Below are 16,228 nucleotides of genomic sequence, written 5' to 3' on the forward strand. Positions count from 1 at the left end.
CCCGCCGCTACTTCATGTTCGACGCGAGCTGCCCCTGCTCACCGAACAGCTCCGCGGTCCATCGTCGCAGCAGCTCGGTGTTGTCGTTGTCGTTGGGGTGGAAACCGGGCCGGTTGTACTCGCGGATCCGCTGCCGCACCTGCTTGGTGAGGAACGGCGACTTGCGCAGCGCCCAGACGCTCTTGCCCAGGCGCGCGGGGTTCCACGCCGCCCGGTCGCCCGCCATCGAGGCCAGGGTGTGCATGGTGACGCCGAAGATGAAGCTGAACGTCATCCACCGCATCGTCCAGATCCGCCGCCGCTCGGTGCCGCCCGCGGCCCGGTAGACGTCGAAGGCGACCGCCTTGTGCTCGGCCTCCTCGATGGCGTGCCACAGCAGCACCGAGCGCACCTCGCTGGTGCCCAGCAGCTCCTGCGCGCGCGGGTCGGTCAGCAGCGTCTCCGCGAGCGCGGCGGTGTAGTGCTCCAGCGCCGCGGTGACCGCCAGCGAGGACATCTTGGGCAGCCGCTTCCAGTACACCGACAGCCCGCGCTTGACCATGCGGTCGACCCGGTGGGTGGGGTAGCCCATCTCCTGCAGGCGGTCGTTGAGCGCGCGGTGCTCGCGGCCGTGGGTGACCTCCTGGCCGATGAAGCCCGCCACGTCCTTCTTCAGCTCCGGGTCGGTGACCCGGTCGGCGTAGTGGCGCACCGAGCGGACGAAGAAGTCCTCGCCCTCGGGGAACATCCCCGACAGCACGGCGACGACGTGGCTCATCACCAGGTCGCCCTGCACGTAGTGGCGCCGCGCCCCGGTCTCCAGGCCGGTGGCGGGCCCGTAGTCGAACCGGATCCGACGCGGTTTGATCGTGATGGCCATGGGCTCTCTCCGGGCTAGGCGGGGTTCGGGACGGTCGTCCCCAGCGCGGGCAGCGCGGTGACGAGGATCTTGAGGAAGGCGCGGACCTCGGCGCCGCGGCCCGCCGGGTCGCCGTCGGGCAGCGCGTTGAGCGCCAACCCGCTGAACAGCGCGTGCACCGCCCGCAGCGCCTCCCCGAGGAACGGCCGCCCGGCGCGCTCGGGGAAGAACTCCGCGAACACCTCGGAGGTGACCTCGGCGATGCGGTCCGGCAGCGGCGCCATGACCACCGCCAGCTCCGGGTTGTGCCGGGCGGCGACCATCAGCTCCAGCAGCACCACGCCACCGGTGTCGGCGTAGAACGACCACAGCACCGCCAGGCCCTCGGCGGGGGTCCGCCGGTCCGGGGCGATCGCGCCGAAGCGGCTGCGGAAGTCCTCGACCCGCCGCTCCAGCAACCGCTGCGCCGCGGCGCTGACCAGGTCGGCCTTGGTGGGGAAGTGGTGGGCCAGCGCGCCCCGCGAGACCCGGGCGCGGCGGACGATGTCGTTGGTCGACGTGCCGCCGTAGCCGAGTTCGGCGACGCAGTCGATGGTCGCGTCGAGCAGCCGCTCCCGCATGGCCAGCGCGCGCTGCGCCTGGGAGAGGTGTGCCCGGTCCATGGTGACCTGTCGACGGTGACGTACCACACGCCGACGGTAGCCCGGCGCGCCACAAACAGGCAAGCCTGCCGGTCATCCCGCGGCGTCAGCTTCTCGCACGCTGTTTCAGCCTGTGAAACAGCCATTAACTATCGACTATCCAGATAATGTGCTCTTCTCGCTTGGCGTGCCACCGGACCTGGCAGTGGGGGAGAAGCAGCCGAAGGCGGGGCGAACGATCGTGGGGAAGTGGGGTGAGTCGGCCGCCCGAGCGAGGGCGCGCACGTCCTTGCGGAGGTTGCGCGACGCCACCGTGGCCTCGGCGGAACGTGCTCGGCCGCGGCGGGTGTCCTTCCGGGACTGGCCCGCCGCGACTGAGCCTGGCACCACTCGTTTCAGCGTATGAAACACTATCAGCTATTCACTATCAAGATAATTGACTGTTTTCAGGAACGTCGAACCCAAACCCCTGCACAGACCAGGGGGTCACCGCGCCAGGAACGCGTCGAGGGCGGCGAAGGTGGCGGTGGGGGCTTCGCGGGTGGGCAGGTGCCCGCCACCGGGGATGAGGTGGAACTCGGCCCGGGGGAACGCCGCGGCGTACGCGCGGCCGAACTCGGCGCTCACCACCTGGTCGTGCTCGCCCCACAGCACGAGGGTCGGGATGTCCACGCCCGCCAGCCGGTCGAGCAACGCCGGGTCGCCCAGGGTGGGGCCGGTGTAGGCGCGCAGGGTCGCCAGGGCGGCGGGTGGGGGACCGGCCGGGGCGCCGCCGGGGCGCGGGCCGGACGGGGTGCGCACCTCGTGCCCGGGGACCACCGGGCCGATGGCGTCGATGAGCACGAGCCGGGAGACGCGGTGGCCGTGGTCGCGCGTGGTGAGGTCGGCGGCGACCCAGCCGCCGAAGGAGCTGCCGACGACGAGGACGTCGGTGAGGTCGAGGTCGTCGAGCAGGGTGAGGTAGGTGGTGCTGAGGGTGTCGACGCCGGTGAACCAGTCCGGGCGCGGGGTGCCGTCCCAGCCGGGGTGCGTGGGGACGTGCGTGGTGCGCGTGGCGGCGAGGTGGTCCGCGATCGGGGCGACGCTGTCGGGCCCGCCGCCGCCGTGCAGCACGAGGGCGGGGGCGCCGTCGCCGGTGGTGGTGATGGTGAGGGGCAGGTCGGGGTGCGGGTGGCGGGTGGTGGTGCTCATGGGATCTCCGGTGTGGTCAGTCGGTGCCGTGCGCGGCGAAGGCTTCCAGGAGTTCCCGGGGTGCGCGCGGGCCGAAGGTGCTGATCAGGTTGGCGGCGGACTCGGCGGCGCTGACCTCGGCGCGGGCGAACATGGTGTGCTCGTACACGGCGAGGGCGGTCTCGACGTCGGGTGCGTTGACGAGGGCGTCCGCGAGGTCGGCGGCGTCGCGCAGCGCGAGGTTGGCGCCCTCGCCCGCGAAGGGGGACATGAGGTGGGCGGCGTCGCCGAGGAGGGTGATTCCGGGGACGCGGTCCCAGCGGTGGCCGACGGGCAGGGCGTGGATGGGGCGGGGGATGAGCGGGGTGTCGCTGGCGCTGATCAGGGCGCGCAGCGCGGGGTCCCAGCCGTCGAACAGGTCGAGCACGGCGCTGAGCAGGGTGCTCGGGTCGAGGCCCGCGGCCCAGGGTTCGGGTGTGCGGACGGCGGCGTAGACGCGGATGCCCCCGCCCGCGCCGCGCTGGGCGATGATGCCGCGCCCGTCGGCCAGGGCGAACATCGTGCCTGCGCCGACGAGTTCGGCGGCGCCCGGGTGGGCGGTGTCCACATCGGTCAGCTGCGCTTCGACGAACGACAGCCCGGAGTAGGCGGGGCGGGCGTCCGACAGCGCGGGCCGCACGCGCGACCAGGCCCCATCGGCGCCGACGAGGACGTCGCCGCCGATGGTGGTGCCGTCAGTGAGGGTGGCGCTGGTCCCAGTCGTGGCGACGACCTTGCTGCCCCAGTGGACGGTGCGCGGACCTGCGGCGTCGAGCAGCAGCGCGCGCAGGGTGCCGCGGTCGATCTCGGGGCGGGTGCCGTCCCCGCCGTCCTCGTCGAGGTGGGTGGTGGCGGTGCGGTCGAGGACGCGGGTGGCCTCGCCCTCGGGGCGGGCGTGCTCGGCGAAGGCGCCCGCGAGGCCTGCGGCGGCGAGGGCGTGCTGGCCGGTGCCGGGGTGCAGGTCGAGGGTGCCGCCCTGGGGGCGGGCGGTGGGGGAGGGGTCTGCTTCGAGGACGGTGGTCGTGGTGCCGTGGCGACGCAGGACGGCGGCGAGGGTCAGCCCGCCGAGCCCGGCTCCGACGATGGTGACGTGCACGGTGGCTCCTGGTGCTGGTCCGGCCGCGGTGTGGCGGCGACCCCGGTGAGCAGCACGCGCAGTCCCCAGTCGAGGCGCTGGGGTCCGGTGCCGGAGACGAGGTCGTCGGCGAGGGCGGTCAGGTGCGGGTGGGTGGTCGGGTCGAGGGTGGCGGCGGTGCGGCGCAGGCGGTCGAGGTCGGCGGCCTGCTCGGCGCGGTCGCGGTCGGCGTGCTCGGCGGCGGTCGCGGTGGCGTGGGCGAGCAGCAGGTCGACGGCCCAGGCGGCGCGGCCGGGGTCGACGCCGCCCCCGGTGAGCAGGGCGAGCAGTCGTTCGAGCAGGTCGGTGTAGTGCGGGCCGTCTGGCCGGGTGACCAGTGCGGTCTTGGCCAGGCCGGGGTGGGTGAACAGGACGCGGGTGTAGTCGGTGAGCAGGGCGACGACGCGGTCCTGCCAGGTCCCGGTGGTGGGGGTGGTGAGGGTGCCGAGGACGGCGTCGAGGACGGCGGCGTGCAGGTCGGCGGTGTTGCGGACGTAGACGTAGAGCGAGGCGGGGCCGGTGTCGAGCGCGGTGGCCAGCCTGCGCATGGTGACGCGGTCGAGGCCTTCGGCGTGCAGCAGGTCGAGCGCGGTGGAGATGACGGCGGCGCGGGAGAGCGCGGGTTTGGCGGGGCGCTCGCGCCTGCTGGTCGGGTGGGCTCGTCCGGTCATGCCGCCACTGTAACGAACATGTTCGTGACGAACAAGTTCGTTGTCGCGGGACAGCGAGAAGGGGGACCGGGCGGGTGCCCGATCCCCCTTCTCCGGAGGGGTGGTCTAGTGGCCCGCGGCCATCTCCTGCGCGCGCCGCTCGTCACCGCTGAGGGTCTTGAGCGGCTGCTCGCGGATGAACAGCACCACGACCAGGGCCAGCAGGGCGATCGGGGCGCCGACGAGGAACAGGAACGCGGTGGCGTCGCCGTAGGCCTGCTGGACGATGGTGCGGAACGGCTCGGGCAGGGTGGCCAGGTCCGGGACGGTGGTCTCGCCGGAGCCCGCGCCCGCCACGGGGGTGCCCGCGGGGAGCCGGGAGACGATCTCGCTGGTGACCCGGTTGGCCAGCACCGCGCCGAGCGCGCTGACGCCGACCGCGCCGCCGAGGCTGCGGAAGAAGGTCAGCGTGGAGGTGGTGGCGCCGAGGTCCTTGGCGGGCACGTCGTTCTGCGCGGCGAGGACGAGGTTCTGCATGAGCATGCCGACCCCGGCGCCGAGGACGAACATGTAGACGCCCACGAGCGGGATCGGGGTGTCGGAGCCGATCGTCGACAGCGCGGTCATGCCCCCGACCATCGTGACGCCGCCCGCGACGAGGTAGGCCTTCCACTTGCCGTGGCGGCTGATGAGCTGCCCGGCGATGGTGGAGGACAGGAACAGGCCGAAGATCATCGGCAGCCCGTACATGCCCGCGGCGGTGGGGGAGGCGCCGTGGCCGATCTGGAAGTACTGCGACAGGAACACGGTGCCGCCGAACATCGCCAGGCCGACCAGCGCGGAGGCGATGGTGGTGAGCGCGACGGTGCGGTTGCGGAAGATCGACAGCGGCACGACCGGGTCGCTGGCCCTGGACTCCACCCACACGGCCAGGGCGAGCAGCACCACGCCCGCGCCGACGAGGGCGATGGTCCAGGTGGAGGCCCACTCGAACTTGTTGCCCGCCAGGGTGGCCCAGATGAGCAGGGTGGACACGCCGGAGACGATGAGCGCGGCGCCGAGCCAGTCGATGCGGACCGACTCCTTGCGCACGGTCGGCAGGTTCAGCGTCTTCTGGAGCAGGACGATCGCGGCGAGGGTGAACGGGACGCCGATGAAGAAGCACCAGCGCCAGCCCAGCCAGGGGGTGTCGACCAGGACGCCGCCGATGAGCGGGCCCGCGACGGTGGCCACGCCGAACACGGCGCCGAAGAGCCCGGAGTAGCGGCCGAGTTCGCGCGGCGGGATCATCGCGGCGAGCACGATGGTGGCCAGCGCGGAGACGCCGCCCGCGCCGAGGCCCTGGGCGACCCGGCTGATGATGAGCACCTCGATGTTCTGCGCCGACCCCGCGACCAGCGAGCCGACCACGAACAGGCCGAGGGAGACCTGGATGAGCAGCTTGCGGTTGTACAGGTCGGCGAGCTTGCCCCAGAGCGGGACGGTGGCGGTCATGGCCAGCAGTTCGGTGGTGACGACCCAGGTGTAGACCGACTGCGACCCGCGGAGGTCGGAGATGATCCTGGGCAGCGCGTTGGCCACGATGGTGGAGGCCAGGATGGCGCAGAACATGCCGAGCATGAGGCCGGAGACGGCCTGCCGGACGTCGCGGCGGGAGCGCGTGCCGGGCGCGGGGGCGCCCTCGGTGGTGGCGCCGGGACCCGGGGTCCCGGTCGCGGTGGTGTCGGACATCGCTCCTCGTCAGGGTGGTGAGTTGTCGGCGTGGTGGGTCGTCGGCGTGCTCGGTCGTCAGGGTGCGGTGGGCGCGGGCAGGCCGCGGGCGATCAGGTCGAACGCCTCGTCGACGAGGTCGACGAGGGCGGGTGGGGTGCCGGGGGTGGACCACCGGGTGATGGCGACCCGGAAGGCGGCGCTGGCGGTGGCGGCGACCAGCAGCGGGTAGCCGTGGTCGACGGGCAGCCCGGTGTGCGCGGCGACGCCTGCGGCCAGGGCGCGCTCGGTGCTGGCGCCCGCGAGGAAGACCCGGTTGAGCAGCTGCGGGTTGTCCTGGATGACCTGGATGCGGGTGAGCCACCGCTGCCGGTCCTGGCGGTCGCCCGCGAGTTCGGCGTGCAGGAAGGCCCGCACCGCCGCGAGCGGGTGCTCGTCGGCGGGGCGGGCGGCGAAGTGCGCGTCGATGCGGCCGGTGACGTCGGGGTCGGGTCCGACGACGGCGTCTTCCTTGGTGGGGAAGTAGTTGAAGAACGTGCGCGGGGAGACCCCGGCCGCGTGGGCGATGTCGTCCACGGTGACCTGGTCGATCCCGCGTTCGGCGACCAGGTCGAGCGCGGCGTCGGACAGGGCTGTCCTGGTCTCGCGCTTCTTGCGGTCGCGCAGTCCCCCGGTGCTGGGTGCGGCCATGGCGGCGAGTGTAGGCACCGATGTGCAGTCGCTGCAACTTTGCACCTACTGCACGTTGTGTGCTGGCCCCCACCCGGGCGCGCACAGCGGCGCGCGGTGGCCCCGGTCAGCACCGGGACCACCGCGCGCGGGGTTCTAGGGGGTCACTTGTCCGCGATGGCCGCCCAGTGCCGCTTGCCCGCCTCCGGCAGGGTGGAGATCGGGTCGTAGTAGGGGTAGCGGCGGTCGAGGACGTCCTCCGCGGTGTCGAGGCGCTCGGTGCCCGCGCGGTAGTTCTTCGTCCAGTAGGAGATGCCCAGCTCGCGGTCGTACTCCGCGAGCTGGTGCACCCAGCGCTTGCCGACATAGGGGACGTCGCAGATGATCCGCGGCGTGGCGTAGCCGGGCAGGTAGCCCATGATCGCGTGCTGGAGCCGCTGGGCCTCCCACACCGCCACCCGCCAGTGCTCGGCGTTGGGGATCATGTCGCACATGTAGAAGTAGTACGGCAGGATGCCCGCCTCGCCCTGCAGGGCGAAGCACAGGTCGAGCAGGTCCTCGGCGGTGGCGTTGACCCCGCGCATGAGCACGCCCTGGTTGCGCACGTCGCGCACGCCGACCTCCAGGGCGGTGCGGGCCGCCTCGGCGACCAGCGGGGTGACCGACGCGGCGTGGTTGACGTGGGTGTGGATGGCCAGGTTCACCCCGCGGCGCTGGGCGGTGCGGGCGACCCGCTCCAGGCCCTCGACGACGGTGGGCTGCAACCAGTGCTGGGGCAGGGCGGCCAGGGCCTTGGTGGCCAGCCGGATGTCGCGCACGGTGGGGATGTCGAGCAGCCGCATCAGGAAGGACTCCAGCTGCCGCCACGGCACGTTGGCCACGTCGCCGCCGGAGACCACCACGTCGCGCACGCCCGGGGTGCGCTTGAGGTAGTCGATCATCCTGTCCTGCCGGTCGACCGGCTTGAGCAGCAGCTTGTGCTTGTCGACCGCGGGGGTGGAGTTGCCGACGAGGTCCATGCGGGTGCAGTGGCCGCAGTACTGCGGGCAGGTGGACAGCAGCTCCGCGAGCACCTTGGTGGGGTAGCGGTGGGTCAGCCCCTCGACCACCCACATCTCCGCCTCGTGCAGGGAGTCGCGGGAGGAGTGCGGGTGGCTGGGCCACTCGGGGTCGCGGTCGGAGGCCACCGGGAGCATGTAGCGGCGCACCGGGTCGGCCAGGAACGCGGCGGTGAACGCCTCCGGGGTGGTGGGGGCGTGCGCGGCCATGGTGTTGAGCATCTGCGGCGGGATGAGCATCGACATCGTGGCCAGGTTCCGCTGGTCGGCGTCGAGGTCGTCGAAGAAGGCGTCGGTGAGCAGGTCGCCCACCACCGCGCGCAGCTGCGCGGCGTTCTTCACGCAGTGCGCGCGCTGCCACTGCGCGTCGCGCCACTGCGCCGCGGTCACGTCCCGCCAGCCGGGGAACCGGCGCCAGTCCGGTTCCACCAGCTCGTGCCGGAGGTACTCGTAGGGCTGCTCGCCAGGGGCGCCCCGGGTCGCGGAGCGCTCGTCCACTGCGGTCATCTCTACTCCTCGCCAGTCGCGTCGCGTAAAGATATGCTGCCAGACGACCGGTTGGACGTAAATTTTTCGGCAAGGGGTGTGACGTGGGGAGTTCATCGCCGCTCGGGCTGCACCGGGTGCTCGACCCGGTGGGGGTGCTGCCGCAGCGCGCGCACCGCCTTGACGCCGACCCCACCCCGCACCCGGACGAGGTGGTCGTGGACATCGAGGTGCTCAACCTCGACGCCGCCTCCTACCGGCAGTTGCGCGAGCAGCACGGCACCGGCGCGGCGGTGCGCGCGGCGGTGCTGGCGATCGTGGCCGAGCGGGGCAAGATGCAGAACCCGGTCACCGGCTCGGGCGGGATGCTGCTGGGCACCGTCCGCGCCGTGGGCCCCGAGTCGCCGCTGGGCCTGCGCGTCGGGGACCGGGTGGCAACCCTGGTGTCGCTGTCGCTGACCCCGCTGCGCATCACCGACGGGCTGGCCCGCTGGGACGGCGCGGGCGAGCAGGTGCCGTGCGCGGGCACCGCGGTGCTGTTCGGCCGCTCCATCGCCGCGGTGCTGCCCGACGACCTGCCCGACGCGGTGGCCCTGTCGGTGCTGGACGTGTGCGGCGCGCCCGCGCTCACCGACCGGGTGGTGCGCGAGGCGGGCCCCGGGGCGTCGGTGTGCGTGCTGGGCGGGGGCGGCAAGTCCGGGTCGCTGTCGCTGGCCGCGGCGCGCGCCGCCGGGGCCGGTCGGGTCGTGGCGCTGGTGCCCACCGAGGCCGAGGCGGCCGCGGTGCGCGCCGCCGGGCTCGCCGACGAGGTCGTCCTCGCCGACGCCCGCGACCCGGTGGCCCTGGCCGAGGCGGTGGGCAAGCCGGTCGAGGTCACCGTGGTGTGCGTCGACGTGCCCGGCTGCGAGCACGGGGCCATCCTGGCCACCGCCGACGGCGGCACCGTGGTGTTCTTCTCCATGGCGACCTCGTTCACCGCCGCCGCCCTGGGCGCCGAGGGGCTGGCCGCCGACGTGCGCATGCTCGTCGGCAACGGCTACGTCCCCGGGCACGCCGAGTTCGCCCTGTCGCTCTACCGCGCCGAGCCCGGGGTGCGGGCGCTGTTCGCCGCCCGGGAGCGGCAGACTCACACCCCATGAGCAGCGACACCGCGGCGGCCGCCACCACCCTCCTGGTGGGCGGGCGCATCCACTCCCCGGCCGACCCGCACGCCACGGCCATGGCCGTGCACGACGGGGTGGTCGTCTGGCTGGGGCAGGACACCGTCGGGCACGCCCTGCACCCGGGGGCCGAGGTCGTCGAGCTCGACGGCGCGTTCGTCGCCCCCGCCTTCGTCGACGCGCACGTGCACGCCACCTCCGCCGGGCTGCTGCGCACCGGGGTCGACCTCACCGCCTGCGCCTCGCTGGCCGGGTGCCTGGACGCGGTGACCGCCCACGCCCGCCGCACCGGCGGCGCCCTGGTGCTCGGCCACGGCTGGGACGAGACCGCCTGGCCCGAGGGGCGCCCGCCCACCCGCGCCGAACTCGACCGGGCCGCGGGCGGGGCGCCGGTGTACCTGTCGCGGGTGGACGTCCACTCCGCACTGGTGTCCACCGCCCTGCTCGACGCCGTGCCCGCCGCCGCGGCCGCCGACGGGTTCGACCCCGCCGGGCCGCTGAGCCGCGCCGCCCACCACCTCGTGCGCCGGGCCGCGCTCGACGCGGTCACCCCCGCCCAGCGCGCCGCCGCCCAGGAGGGGTTCCTGCGCCACGCCGCGGCCAACGGGGTCGCCGCCGTGCACGAGTGCGCGGGCCCGGACATCTCCGGCCGCGCGGACCTGGCCGCCCTGCTGTCCCGCCGCGCCGACCTGCCCGAGGTCGTCGGCTACTGGGGCGAGCTCGCCCCGGCGGAGCTGGCCGCGGAGCTGGGCGTGCGCGGCCTGGCGGGCGACCTGTTCGTCGACGGCGCCCTCGGTTCGCGCACCGCCTGCCTGCACCAGCCTTACGCTGACGCCCCCGGCACCACCGGCGCGCTCTACCTCGACGCCGCCGCCATCGCCGACCACCTCGTCGCCTGCACCGAGGCGGGCACCCAGGCCGGGTTCCACGTCATCGGCGACGGCGCCGTGGCCGAGGTCGTCGAGGGCTTCGCCCGCGCCGAGTCGCGCGTGGGCCGCCCCGCCCTGGCCACCGCCCGCCACCGGCTCGAACACCTGGAGATGGTCACCGGCGAGCAGGCCGACCGGCTCGGCCAGTGGGGCGTGGTCGCCTCGGTGCAACCGCTGTTCGACGCCACCTGGGGCGGGGACGACGGCATGTACGCCCAGCGCCTCGGCGTCGAGCGCGGCACCGCGCTCAACCCCTTCGCCCGCCTGGCCGCCGCCGGGGTCGTGCTCGCCCTGGGCTCCGACGCCCCGGTGACCCCGCTCGACCCGTGGGCCGCGGTGCGCGCCGCGGTCCACCACCGCACCGAGGGCTCCGGGCTGTCCCCGCGCGCCGCCTTCACCGCCCACACCCGGGGCGGGTGGCGCGCCGCCGGGGTCGACGACGGGCTCACCGGCACCCTCGTGCCCGGCGCCCCCGCCACCTACGCGGTGTGGGCGGCCGACGAGCTGGTCACCGCCGCCCCCGACTCCCGCGTGCAGCGCTGGTCCACCGACCCGCGCTCGCGCGTGCCCGCGCTGCCGCCGCTGCACCCCGGCGCCGAGCTGCCCACCTGCCTGCGCACCGTCCACACCGGGCGCGTGCTCTACCGCCGAGACAGCGACCGGGAGGACACCCGTGCCCCTGCTTGACCTCGACCCGCGGGTGGTGGCGCGGGCCCGCGCGCTGGCCGCCCGCGCCGCCGAACCGGTGGTGGAGCTGGCCCGCGCGCACACCACCGTCGCCGTCGAGCGCGCCACCCTGCGCCTGGCGGGGATCACCGGCGCCGACACCGCCCACCCGGCCGGGGACGTGCCCTGGGTCAACCGGGTCGTCGACACCGTCCGCGAGCACTGCGGCCTGGAGCACGGCGTCGTCCTGCCGGTCTTCCACGCCCTGCGCGAGCACGACCTGGGGTCGCTGACCGAGCTGGCCGAGGCCACCGCCGCCGGGCAGGTCCGCTACACCGTGCCCACCGGCGCCGCCGCCACCCGCGCGGGCAAGGCCGCCAGGACCGCGGTGGCCCGCGGCCTGCGCGCCGTCGACCGCAACCGCGCCACCCGCGACCGGCTCGTGGCCAAGCTCGGCGACCCGCCGCGGCGGCCCTGGATCTACCTCATCGTGGCCACCGGCGACATCGACGAGGACGTCGTGCAGGCCGCCAGCGCCGCCCGCGCCGGTGCCGACGTCATCGCGGTGATCCGCTCCACCGGGCAGTCGCTGCTCGACTACGTCCCCGAGGGCGCCACCCACCACGGGTTCGCGGGCACCTACGCCACCCAGGAGAACTTCCGCATCATGCGGGCCGCCATGGACGAGGTGTCCAAGGAGCTGGGCCGCTACGTGCGGGTCACCAACTACGCCTCCGGCCTGTGCATGCCCGAGATCGCCGTGCTCGGCGGCCTCGAACGGCTGGACATGATGCTCAACGACTCGATGTACGGGATCCTCTTCCGCGACATCAACCCCATCCGCACCTTCGTCGACCAGCGCTTCTCCCGGCAGGTGCACGCCCGCGCCGGGATCATCATCAACACCGGCGAGGACAACTACCTCACCACCGCCGACGCCGTGGACGCCGCGCACACCGTCACCGTCTCCCAGCTGCTCAACGAGCGCTTCGCGCACGAGGCCGGGCTGGGCGACGAGCTGCTGGGGCTGGGCCACGCCTTCGAGATCAACCCCAGGGTGCCCGACTCGTTCCGGCTGGAGCTGGCGCACGCCCTGCTGGCCCGCGAGCTGTTCCCGCACGCCCCGCTCAAGTGGATGCCGCCGACCAAGCACATGACCGGCAACGTCTTCGACGGCTACCTGCTCGACGGGTTCTTCAACCTCGCCGGGGCGCTGACCGGCCAGTCCATCCTGCTCGTCGGCATGATGACCGAAGCCGTGGTCACCCCGTTCCTGTCCGACCGCGACCTGGCCCTGGCCAACGTGCGCTACGTCCTCGACGCCGCGGGCTCGCTGGCCGAGGACTTCCGCCCGGCCCGCGACGGGCTCATCGTCAAGCGCGCCCACCAGGTGCTCGGCGAGGCGGTGGACCTGCTGGAGCGGGTCGTCGACGACGGGCTGCTCACCGCCATCGCCCGCGGCACCTTCGGGCTGATGAAGCGCCCGCCCGACGGCGGCAAGGGCGCCGACGGCGTCGTGGCCAAGGCCGAGGGCTACCTCAACCCCGCCACCACCCTGCTGGAGAGCGGGGAGACCCGGTGAGCGGCACCCGAGCGAAGGGGGACCGACCGTGAGCGGCCACCACATCCGCCCCTACGGCGACACCACCGGCGACGGCATGGCCCAGCTGTCGTTCACCCTGCCCGTCCCGCACGGCCCGCGCGCCGACGGCGCCGCCGCGCAGCTGGCCGCCAAGATGGGCATGGACCCGGCCATGGTCGTGCACTCGCACCCCATCGGCGACGGGTTCACCTTCTTCGTCGTCTACGGCTCGGTGACCCACCTGGTCGACCTCGACGCGGTGCAGGTCGTCGAGCGCGACTACCCGCTGCTGGCCCCCGCCGACGTCAACGCCGCGCTCAAGCGGCTGCTGCGGCGCAAGCTCGTCGTGGTCGGCGCCTGCATCGGCACCGACGCCCACACCGTCGGCATCGACGCCATCCTCAACATCAAGGGCTTCGCCGGGGAGAAGGGGCTGGAGTACTACCGGGAGCTGCGGGTGGTCAACCTCGGCGCCCAGGTCACCGTCGCGGACCTGGTCAAGCGCGCCCGCGCCGAGCGCGCCGACGCGGTGCTGGTGTCCCAGGTGGTGACCCAGCGCGACGCGCACCTGCTCAACACCCGCGAGATGTCGGCGGCCTTCCGCGAGGCCACCGGCGCCGACTGCCCGCTGCTGGTCGCGGGCGGCCCCCGGTTCGACCCGCTGATGGCCGCCGAACTCGGCGTCGACCGCGTCTTCGGCCGCGGCACCACCCCCGGCGAGGTCGCCAGCTACCTCGTGCACGCCATCACCGAGAGGACCGCGGTACCCGCATGAGCCCCGAACCCGGCACGTCCGTCACCCACCGCCGCTACGTGCCGCACTCCCACGCCCACTACGGCGGCAACCTCGTCGACGGCGCCTACGGCCTGGGCATGTTCGGCGACGTGGCCACCGAGCTGTGCGTGCGCACCGACGGCGACGAGGGCCTGTTCGCCGGCTACACCAGCGTGGAGTTCCTGGCGCCGCTGCAAGCGGGCGACGTCGTGGAGGCCACCGCCACCCTCGTGCGGGTGGGCACCCGCTCGCGCGGGATGGAGTTCGAGGCGCGGGTGGTCTGCCGCGCCGCCCCCGAGCGCGGCCCGTCCGCCGCCGACGTGTGCGACCCGCCGGTGGTGATCACCCGCGCGGCGGGCACCGTGGTCGTGCCGCCCCGGCCCTGACCGCGACTCCACGCCCTGGGCGACCGCCCGCGACCCCCGGTGGCCGGACCACGCCACCGGGGGTCCTCCGGTCAGCGGGCAGCACCGGCCGTCCCCGGGTTTGCACCGCCCGGTCGACTCCGCTGGGTGAGCAAGTGCGGGAAACCCCGGGACGCTGCTGCGCCGGGCGGGTGATCTTCCCCCGCGGCCCCCGCACCCGGGACGCCCGGCGCTTGCCCACGGCCTCGCGCTCCTGGTAGACCGCCGGTGAACCACAGGTGGCCTGCGGCGCGGGCGGCGCCAGTACGGAGGATCATGGCTACCGAGCTCGTGGAGGTGGAGCAGGTCCTCGGCCACACCCCGCAGCGGGTCTGGGAGCTGGTCGGCGACCCCGCCCTCTACCCCCGGTTCGTCCGCGAGGTCGCCGCCGTCGAGCGCTCCACCACCCCCGCCCGCAACCCCCGCTACCGGGTCCGGTTCAGCGTCGCCGGGCACCGCCCCGTCCCCGACGAGGTGGAGGTGCTGGTCGGCAGGCCCGCCGAGCACCTGGTGCTGGTCAGCCCCCGCTGGCAGGACGGGCACCTGAGCATCCGGCTGGAGGCCGAGGGCCGCCGCCGCACCCGCGTGCAGGTCGTGCTCTCGCTGCCCGACGCGGTCACCGCGGGCACCGTGCTCACCCCGGGCTGGGTGCGCAAGCGGATCCGCAAGGCGCTGGCGCTGATCGAGGACCACCTGGCGGGCAGGCCCATCACCGTCTCGCCCACCCGCATCGACCAGGCCGCCAAGGGCCAGACCGCGCTGACCGTCGCCCGCACCCTGGCCAAGGCGGGCGTGCTCAGCCCCGGTCGCCCGGACAAGGTCGTCAAGCAGCTCGGGGAGCTGTCCCGCTGGGGCGCCACCCTCGTCGGCGGCTACCGGGCCGCGGCCGCCCGCAACCCCACCACCACCGCGGTGCGCGACGAGCGCGGCGCGCTCACCTACGCCGACATCGACTCCCGCACCACCCGGCTGGCCAACGGGCTGGCCCAGCGCGGGGTCCGCCACGGCCGCCGCGTCGCGATCCTCTGCCGCAACCACGCGGGCCTGGTCGAGGCCACCATCGCCTGCGGCAAGCTCGGCGCCGACGTCGTGCTGCTCAACACCGGCGTGTCCGCCGACCAGCTCGCCGACCTCGTCGCCGAGCACCGGCCGATCGCGCTGCTGGCCGACGCCGAGTTCGCCCCGCTGTTCCACCACCTGCCCCGGTCGCTGACCTGGGTGTGCACCTGGGCGGGCGCCCCGGGCGACCTCACCGCCGACAGCCTGGTGGCCGACTCCTCCCCGGCGCCGCTGCGCCCCCCGCCGCAGCCGGGGCGCATCATCGTGCTCACCTCCGGCACCACCGGCACCCCCAAGGGCGCCCGCAGGCGCACCCCGCCCGGGCTCGGCGCCGCGGCCTCGGTGCTCTCCCGGATCCCGCTGCGGGCGGGGGAGCGGATGCTGGTCTCCGCCCCGCTGTTCCACACCTGGGGCCTGGCCGGGATGCAGCTGGGGATGCCGCTGCACGCCACCATGACCCTCCAGCGGCGCTTCGACCCCGAGGCCGCCCTGCGGGTCATCGCCGAGCAGCGCATCACCTCCTGGTTCGCGGTGCCGGTGATGCTCCAGCGGGTGATGGCGCTGCCCGCCGCGGTGCGCGCCCGCTACGACACCTCGTCCCTGCGGGTGGTCGCCTCCAGCGGGTCCGCGCTGCCCGCCCAGCTGGTCACCGCGTTCATGGACGCCTTCGGCGACGTGCTCTACAACCTCTACGGGTCCACCGAGGTCTCCTGGGCCTCCATCGCCACCCCCGACGACCTGCGCGCCGCCCCCACCACCGCGGGCCGCTGCCCGGTCGGCACCAAGGTCGGCATCCTCGGCGCAGACGGCCAACCCCTGCCCCCCGGCGCGGTCGGGCGCATCGCGGTGGGCAACGACATGCTGTTCGAGGGCTACACCTGCGGCACCAGCACCGAGATGCACGACGACCTCATGGTCACCGGCGACCGCGGCTACCTCGACGCCGACCGGCGGCTGTTCGTCTGCGGCCGGGACGACGACATGATCGTCTCCGGCGGGGAGAACGTGTTCCCGCTGCCGGTGGAGGAGCTGCTGCTGTCCATCGACGAGGTGGCCGACGCCGCCGTCGTCGGCGTCCCCGACCACGAGTTCGGGCAGCGCTTCGCCGCCTACCTCGCGCTCAAGCCCGGCGCCCGGCTCGGCGCCACCGCCGTGCAGGAGTACGTGCACGAGCACCTGGAGCGGTTCTCGGTGCCGCGCGACATCATCTTCGTCCGCAAGGTCCCCCGCAACGCGACGGGTAAGGTCCTCAAGCGCCTGCTGGTCGAGCAGGAGTGA

14 protein-coding genes are annotated in these 16,228 nt (G+C 74.2%); 6 read left to right on the forward strand and 8 right to left on the reverse strand.

The window, feature by feature from the left end; translation table 11 throughout:
* Positions 1 to 7: 7 nt before the first annotated feature.
* The 8 genes from BJP25_RS10575 to BJP25_RS10610 all read right to left on the reverse strand — a co-directional run bounded on the left by BJP25_RS10575 (position 8) and on the right by BJP25_RS10610 (position 8,396).
* A complete protein-coding gene (locus BJP25_RS10575) occupies positions 8 to 859 on the reverse strand; it encodes a metal-dependent hydrolase (RefSeq protein WP_075974637.1) in 852 nt (283 codons plus the stop codon).
* Positions 860 to 873: 14 nt separating this feature from the next.
* Positions 874 to 1,500, reverse strand: coding sequence for a TetR/AcrR family transcriptional regulator (locus BJP25_RS10580; protein WP_075974638.1), 627 nt, complete (start codon positions 1,498 to 1,500; stop codon positions 874 to 876).
* A gap of 465 nt (positions 1,501 to 1,965) precedes the next feature.
* Positions 1,966 to 2,670, reverse strand: a complete 705-nt coding sequence (locus BJP25_RS10585) for an alpha/beta fold hydrolase (protein ID WP_075974639.1) — start codon at positions 2,668 to 2,670, stop codon at positions 1,966 to 1,968.
* A 16-nt stretch (positions 2,671 to 2,686) separates the two neighbouring features.
* Positions 2,687 to 3,784, reverse strand: a complete 1,098-nt coding sequence (locus BJP25_RS10590) for an FAD-dependent oxidoreductase (protein WP_075974640.1) — start codon at positions 3,782 to 3,784, stop codon at positions 2,687 to 2,689.
* Positions 3,745 to 4,473 (reverse strand): TetR/AcrR family transcriptional regulator, encoded by a 729-nt coding sequence (locus BJP25_RS10595; RefSeq protein WP_075974641.1) that lies wholly within the window; start codon positions 4,471 to 4,473, stop codon positions 3,745 to 3,747. Before BJP25_RS10595 ends, BJP25_RS10590 begins: the two co-directional genes overlap by 40 nt.
* A 105-nt stretch (positions 4,474 to 4,578) precedes the next feature.
* On the reverse strand, positions 4,579 to 6,183 hold the full coding sequence (locus BJP25_RS10600; RefSeq protein WP_075974642.1) for an MDR family MFS transporter: 1,605 nt from the start codon (positions 6,181 to 6,183) through the stop codon (positions 4,579 to 4,581).
* A 57-nt stretch (positions 6,184 to 6,240) separates the two neighbouring features.
* Positions 6,241 to 6,852: an acyl-CoA-like ligand-binding transcription factor gene (locus BJP25_RS10605; RefSeq protein WP_075974643.1), complete on the reverse strand. Its 612-nt coding sequence runs from the start codon at positions 6,850 to 6,852 to the stop codon at positions 6,241 to 6,243.
* Between the two features lie 143 nt (positions 6,853 to 6,995).
* A complete protein-coding gene (locus tag BJP25_RS10610) occupies positions 6,996 to 8,396 on the reverse strand; it encodes a KamA family radical SAM protein (RefSeq protein ID WP_075974644.1) in 1,401 nt (466 codons plus the stop codon).
* An 83-nt stretch (positions 8,397 to 8,479) separates the two neighbouring features.
* On the opposite strand from BJP25_RS10610, the gene kdd reads away from it, so the two are divergent.
* The 6 genes from kdd to BJP25_RS10640 all read left to right on the forward strand — a co-directional run bounded on the left by kdd (position 8,480) and on the right by BJP25_RS10640 (position 16,228).
* Positions 8,480 to 9,514, forward strand: a complete 1,035-nt coding sequence (gene kdd / locus BJP25_RS10615) for an L-erythro-3,5-diaminohexanoate dehydrogenase (RefSeq protein WP_075974645.1) — start codon at positions 8,480 to 8,482, stop codon at positions 9,512 to 9,514.
* The gene (locus BJP25_RS10620) at positions 9,511 to 11,151 is read left to right on the forward strand and encodes an amidohydrolase (RefSeq protein WP_075974646.1); all 1,641 of its coding nucleotides are present in this window, start codon (positions 9,511 to 9,513) and stop codon (positions 11,149 to 11,151) included. Before kdd ends, BJP25_RS10620 begins: the two co-directional genes overlap by 4 nt.
* On the forward strand, positions 11,138 to 12,712 hold the full coding sequence (kamD, locus tag BJP25_RS10625; RefSeq protein WP_075974647.1) for a lysine 5,6-aminomutase subunit alpha: 1,575 nt from the start codon (positions 11,138 to 11,140) through the stop codon (positions 12,710 to 12,712). Before BJP25_RS10620 ends, kamD begins: the two co-directional genes overlap by 14 nt.
* Before the next feature lie 28 nt (positions 12,713 to 12,740).
* Positions 12,741 to 13,487 carry a lysine 5,6-aminomutase subunit beta gene (gene kamE, locus BJP25_RS10630; protein ID WP_233157993.1) on the forward strand — a complete coding sequence of 249 codons (747 nt, stop codon included), beginning with the start codon at positions 12,741 to 12,743 and terminating at the stop codon, positions 13,485 to 13,487.
* Positions 13,484 to 13,873 (forward strand): 3-aminobutyryl-CoA ammonia lyase, encoded by a 390-nt coding sequence (gene kal, locus BJP25_RS10635; protein ID WP_075974648.1) that lies wholly within the window; start codon positions 13,484 to 13,486, stop codon positions 13,871 to 13,873. The genes kamE and kal overlap by 4 nt, the downstream gene beginning before the upstream one ends.
* 294 nt (positions 13,874 to 14,167) lie before the next feature.
* Positions 14,168 to 16,228, forward strand: a complete 2,061-nt coding sequence (locus BJP25_RS10640) for an AMP-binding protein (RefSeq protein WP_075974649.1) — start codon at positions 14,168 to 14,170, stop codon at positions 16,226 to 16,228.

The organism is Actinokineospora bangkokensis (genome assembly GCF_001940455.1).
GTDB classification, from domain to species: Bacteria; Actinomycetota; Actinomycetes; order Mycobacteriales; family Pseudonocardiaceae; genus Actinokineospora; species Actinokineospora bangkokensis.

Excerpts from the sequence above, each read along its gene's own strand:
- BJP25_RS10640 (WP_075974649.1), top strand. The coding sequence starts at position 14,168 with ATGGCTACCGAGCTCGTGGAGGTGGAGCAGGTCCTCGGCCACACCCCG.
- BJP25_RS10600 (WP_075974642.1), bottom strand. The coding sequence starts at position 6,183 with ATGTCCGACACCACCGCGACCGGGACCCCGGGTCCCGGCGCCACCACC.
- BJP25_RS10595 (WP_075974641.1), bottom strand. The coding sequence starts at position 4,473 with ATGACCGGACGAGCCCACCCGACCAGCAGGCGCGAGCGCCCCGCCAAA.
- kal (WP_075974648.1), top strand. The coding sequence starts at position 13,484 with ATGAGCCCCGAACCCGGCACGTCCGTCACCCACCGCCGCTACGTGCCG.
- BJP25_RS10575 (WP_075974637.1), bottom strand. The coding sequence starts at position 859 with ATGGCCATCACGATCAAACCGCGTCGGATCCGGTTCGACTACGGGCCC.
- BJP25_RS10610 (WP_075974644.1), bottom strand. The coding sequence starts at position 8,396 with ATGACCGCAGTGGACGAGCGCTCCGCGACCCGGGGCGCCCCTGGCGAG.
- BJP25_RS10580 (WP_075974638.1), bottom strand. The coding sequence starts at position 1,500 with ATGGACCGGGCACACCTCTCCCAGGCGCAGCGCGCGCTGGCCATGCGG.
- BJP25_RS10585 (WP_075974639.1), bottom strand. The coding sequence starts at position 2,670 with ATGAGCACCACCACCCGCCACCCGCACCCCGACCTGCCCCTCACCATC.
- BJP25_RS10605 (WP_075974643.1), bottom strand. The coding sequence starts at position 6,852 with ATGGCCGCACCCAGCACCGGGGGACTGCGCGACCGCAAGAAGCGCGAG.
- BJP25_RS10620 (WP_075974646.1), top strand. The coding sequence starts at position 9,511 with ATGAGCAGCGACACCGCGGCGGCCGCCACCACCCTCCTGGTGGGCGGG.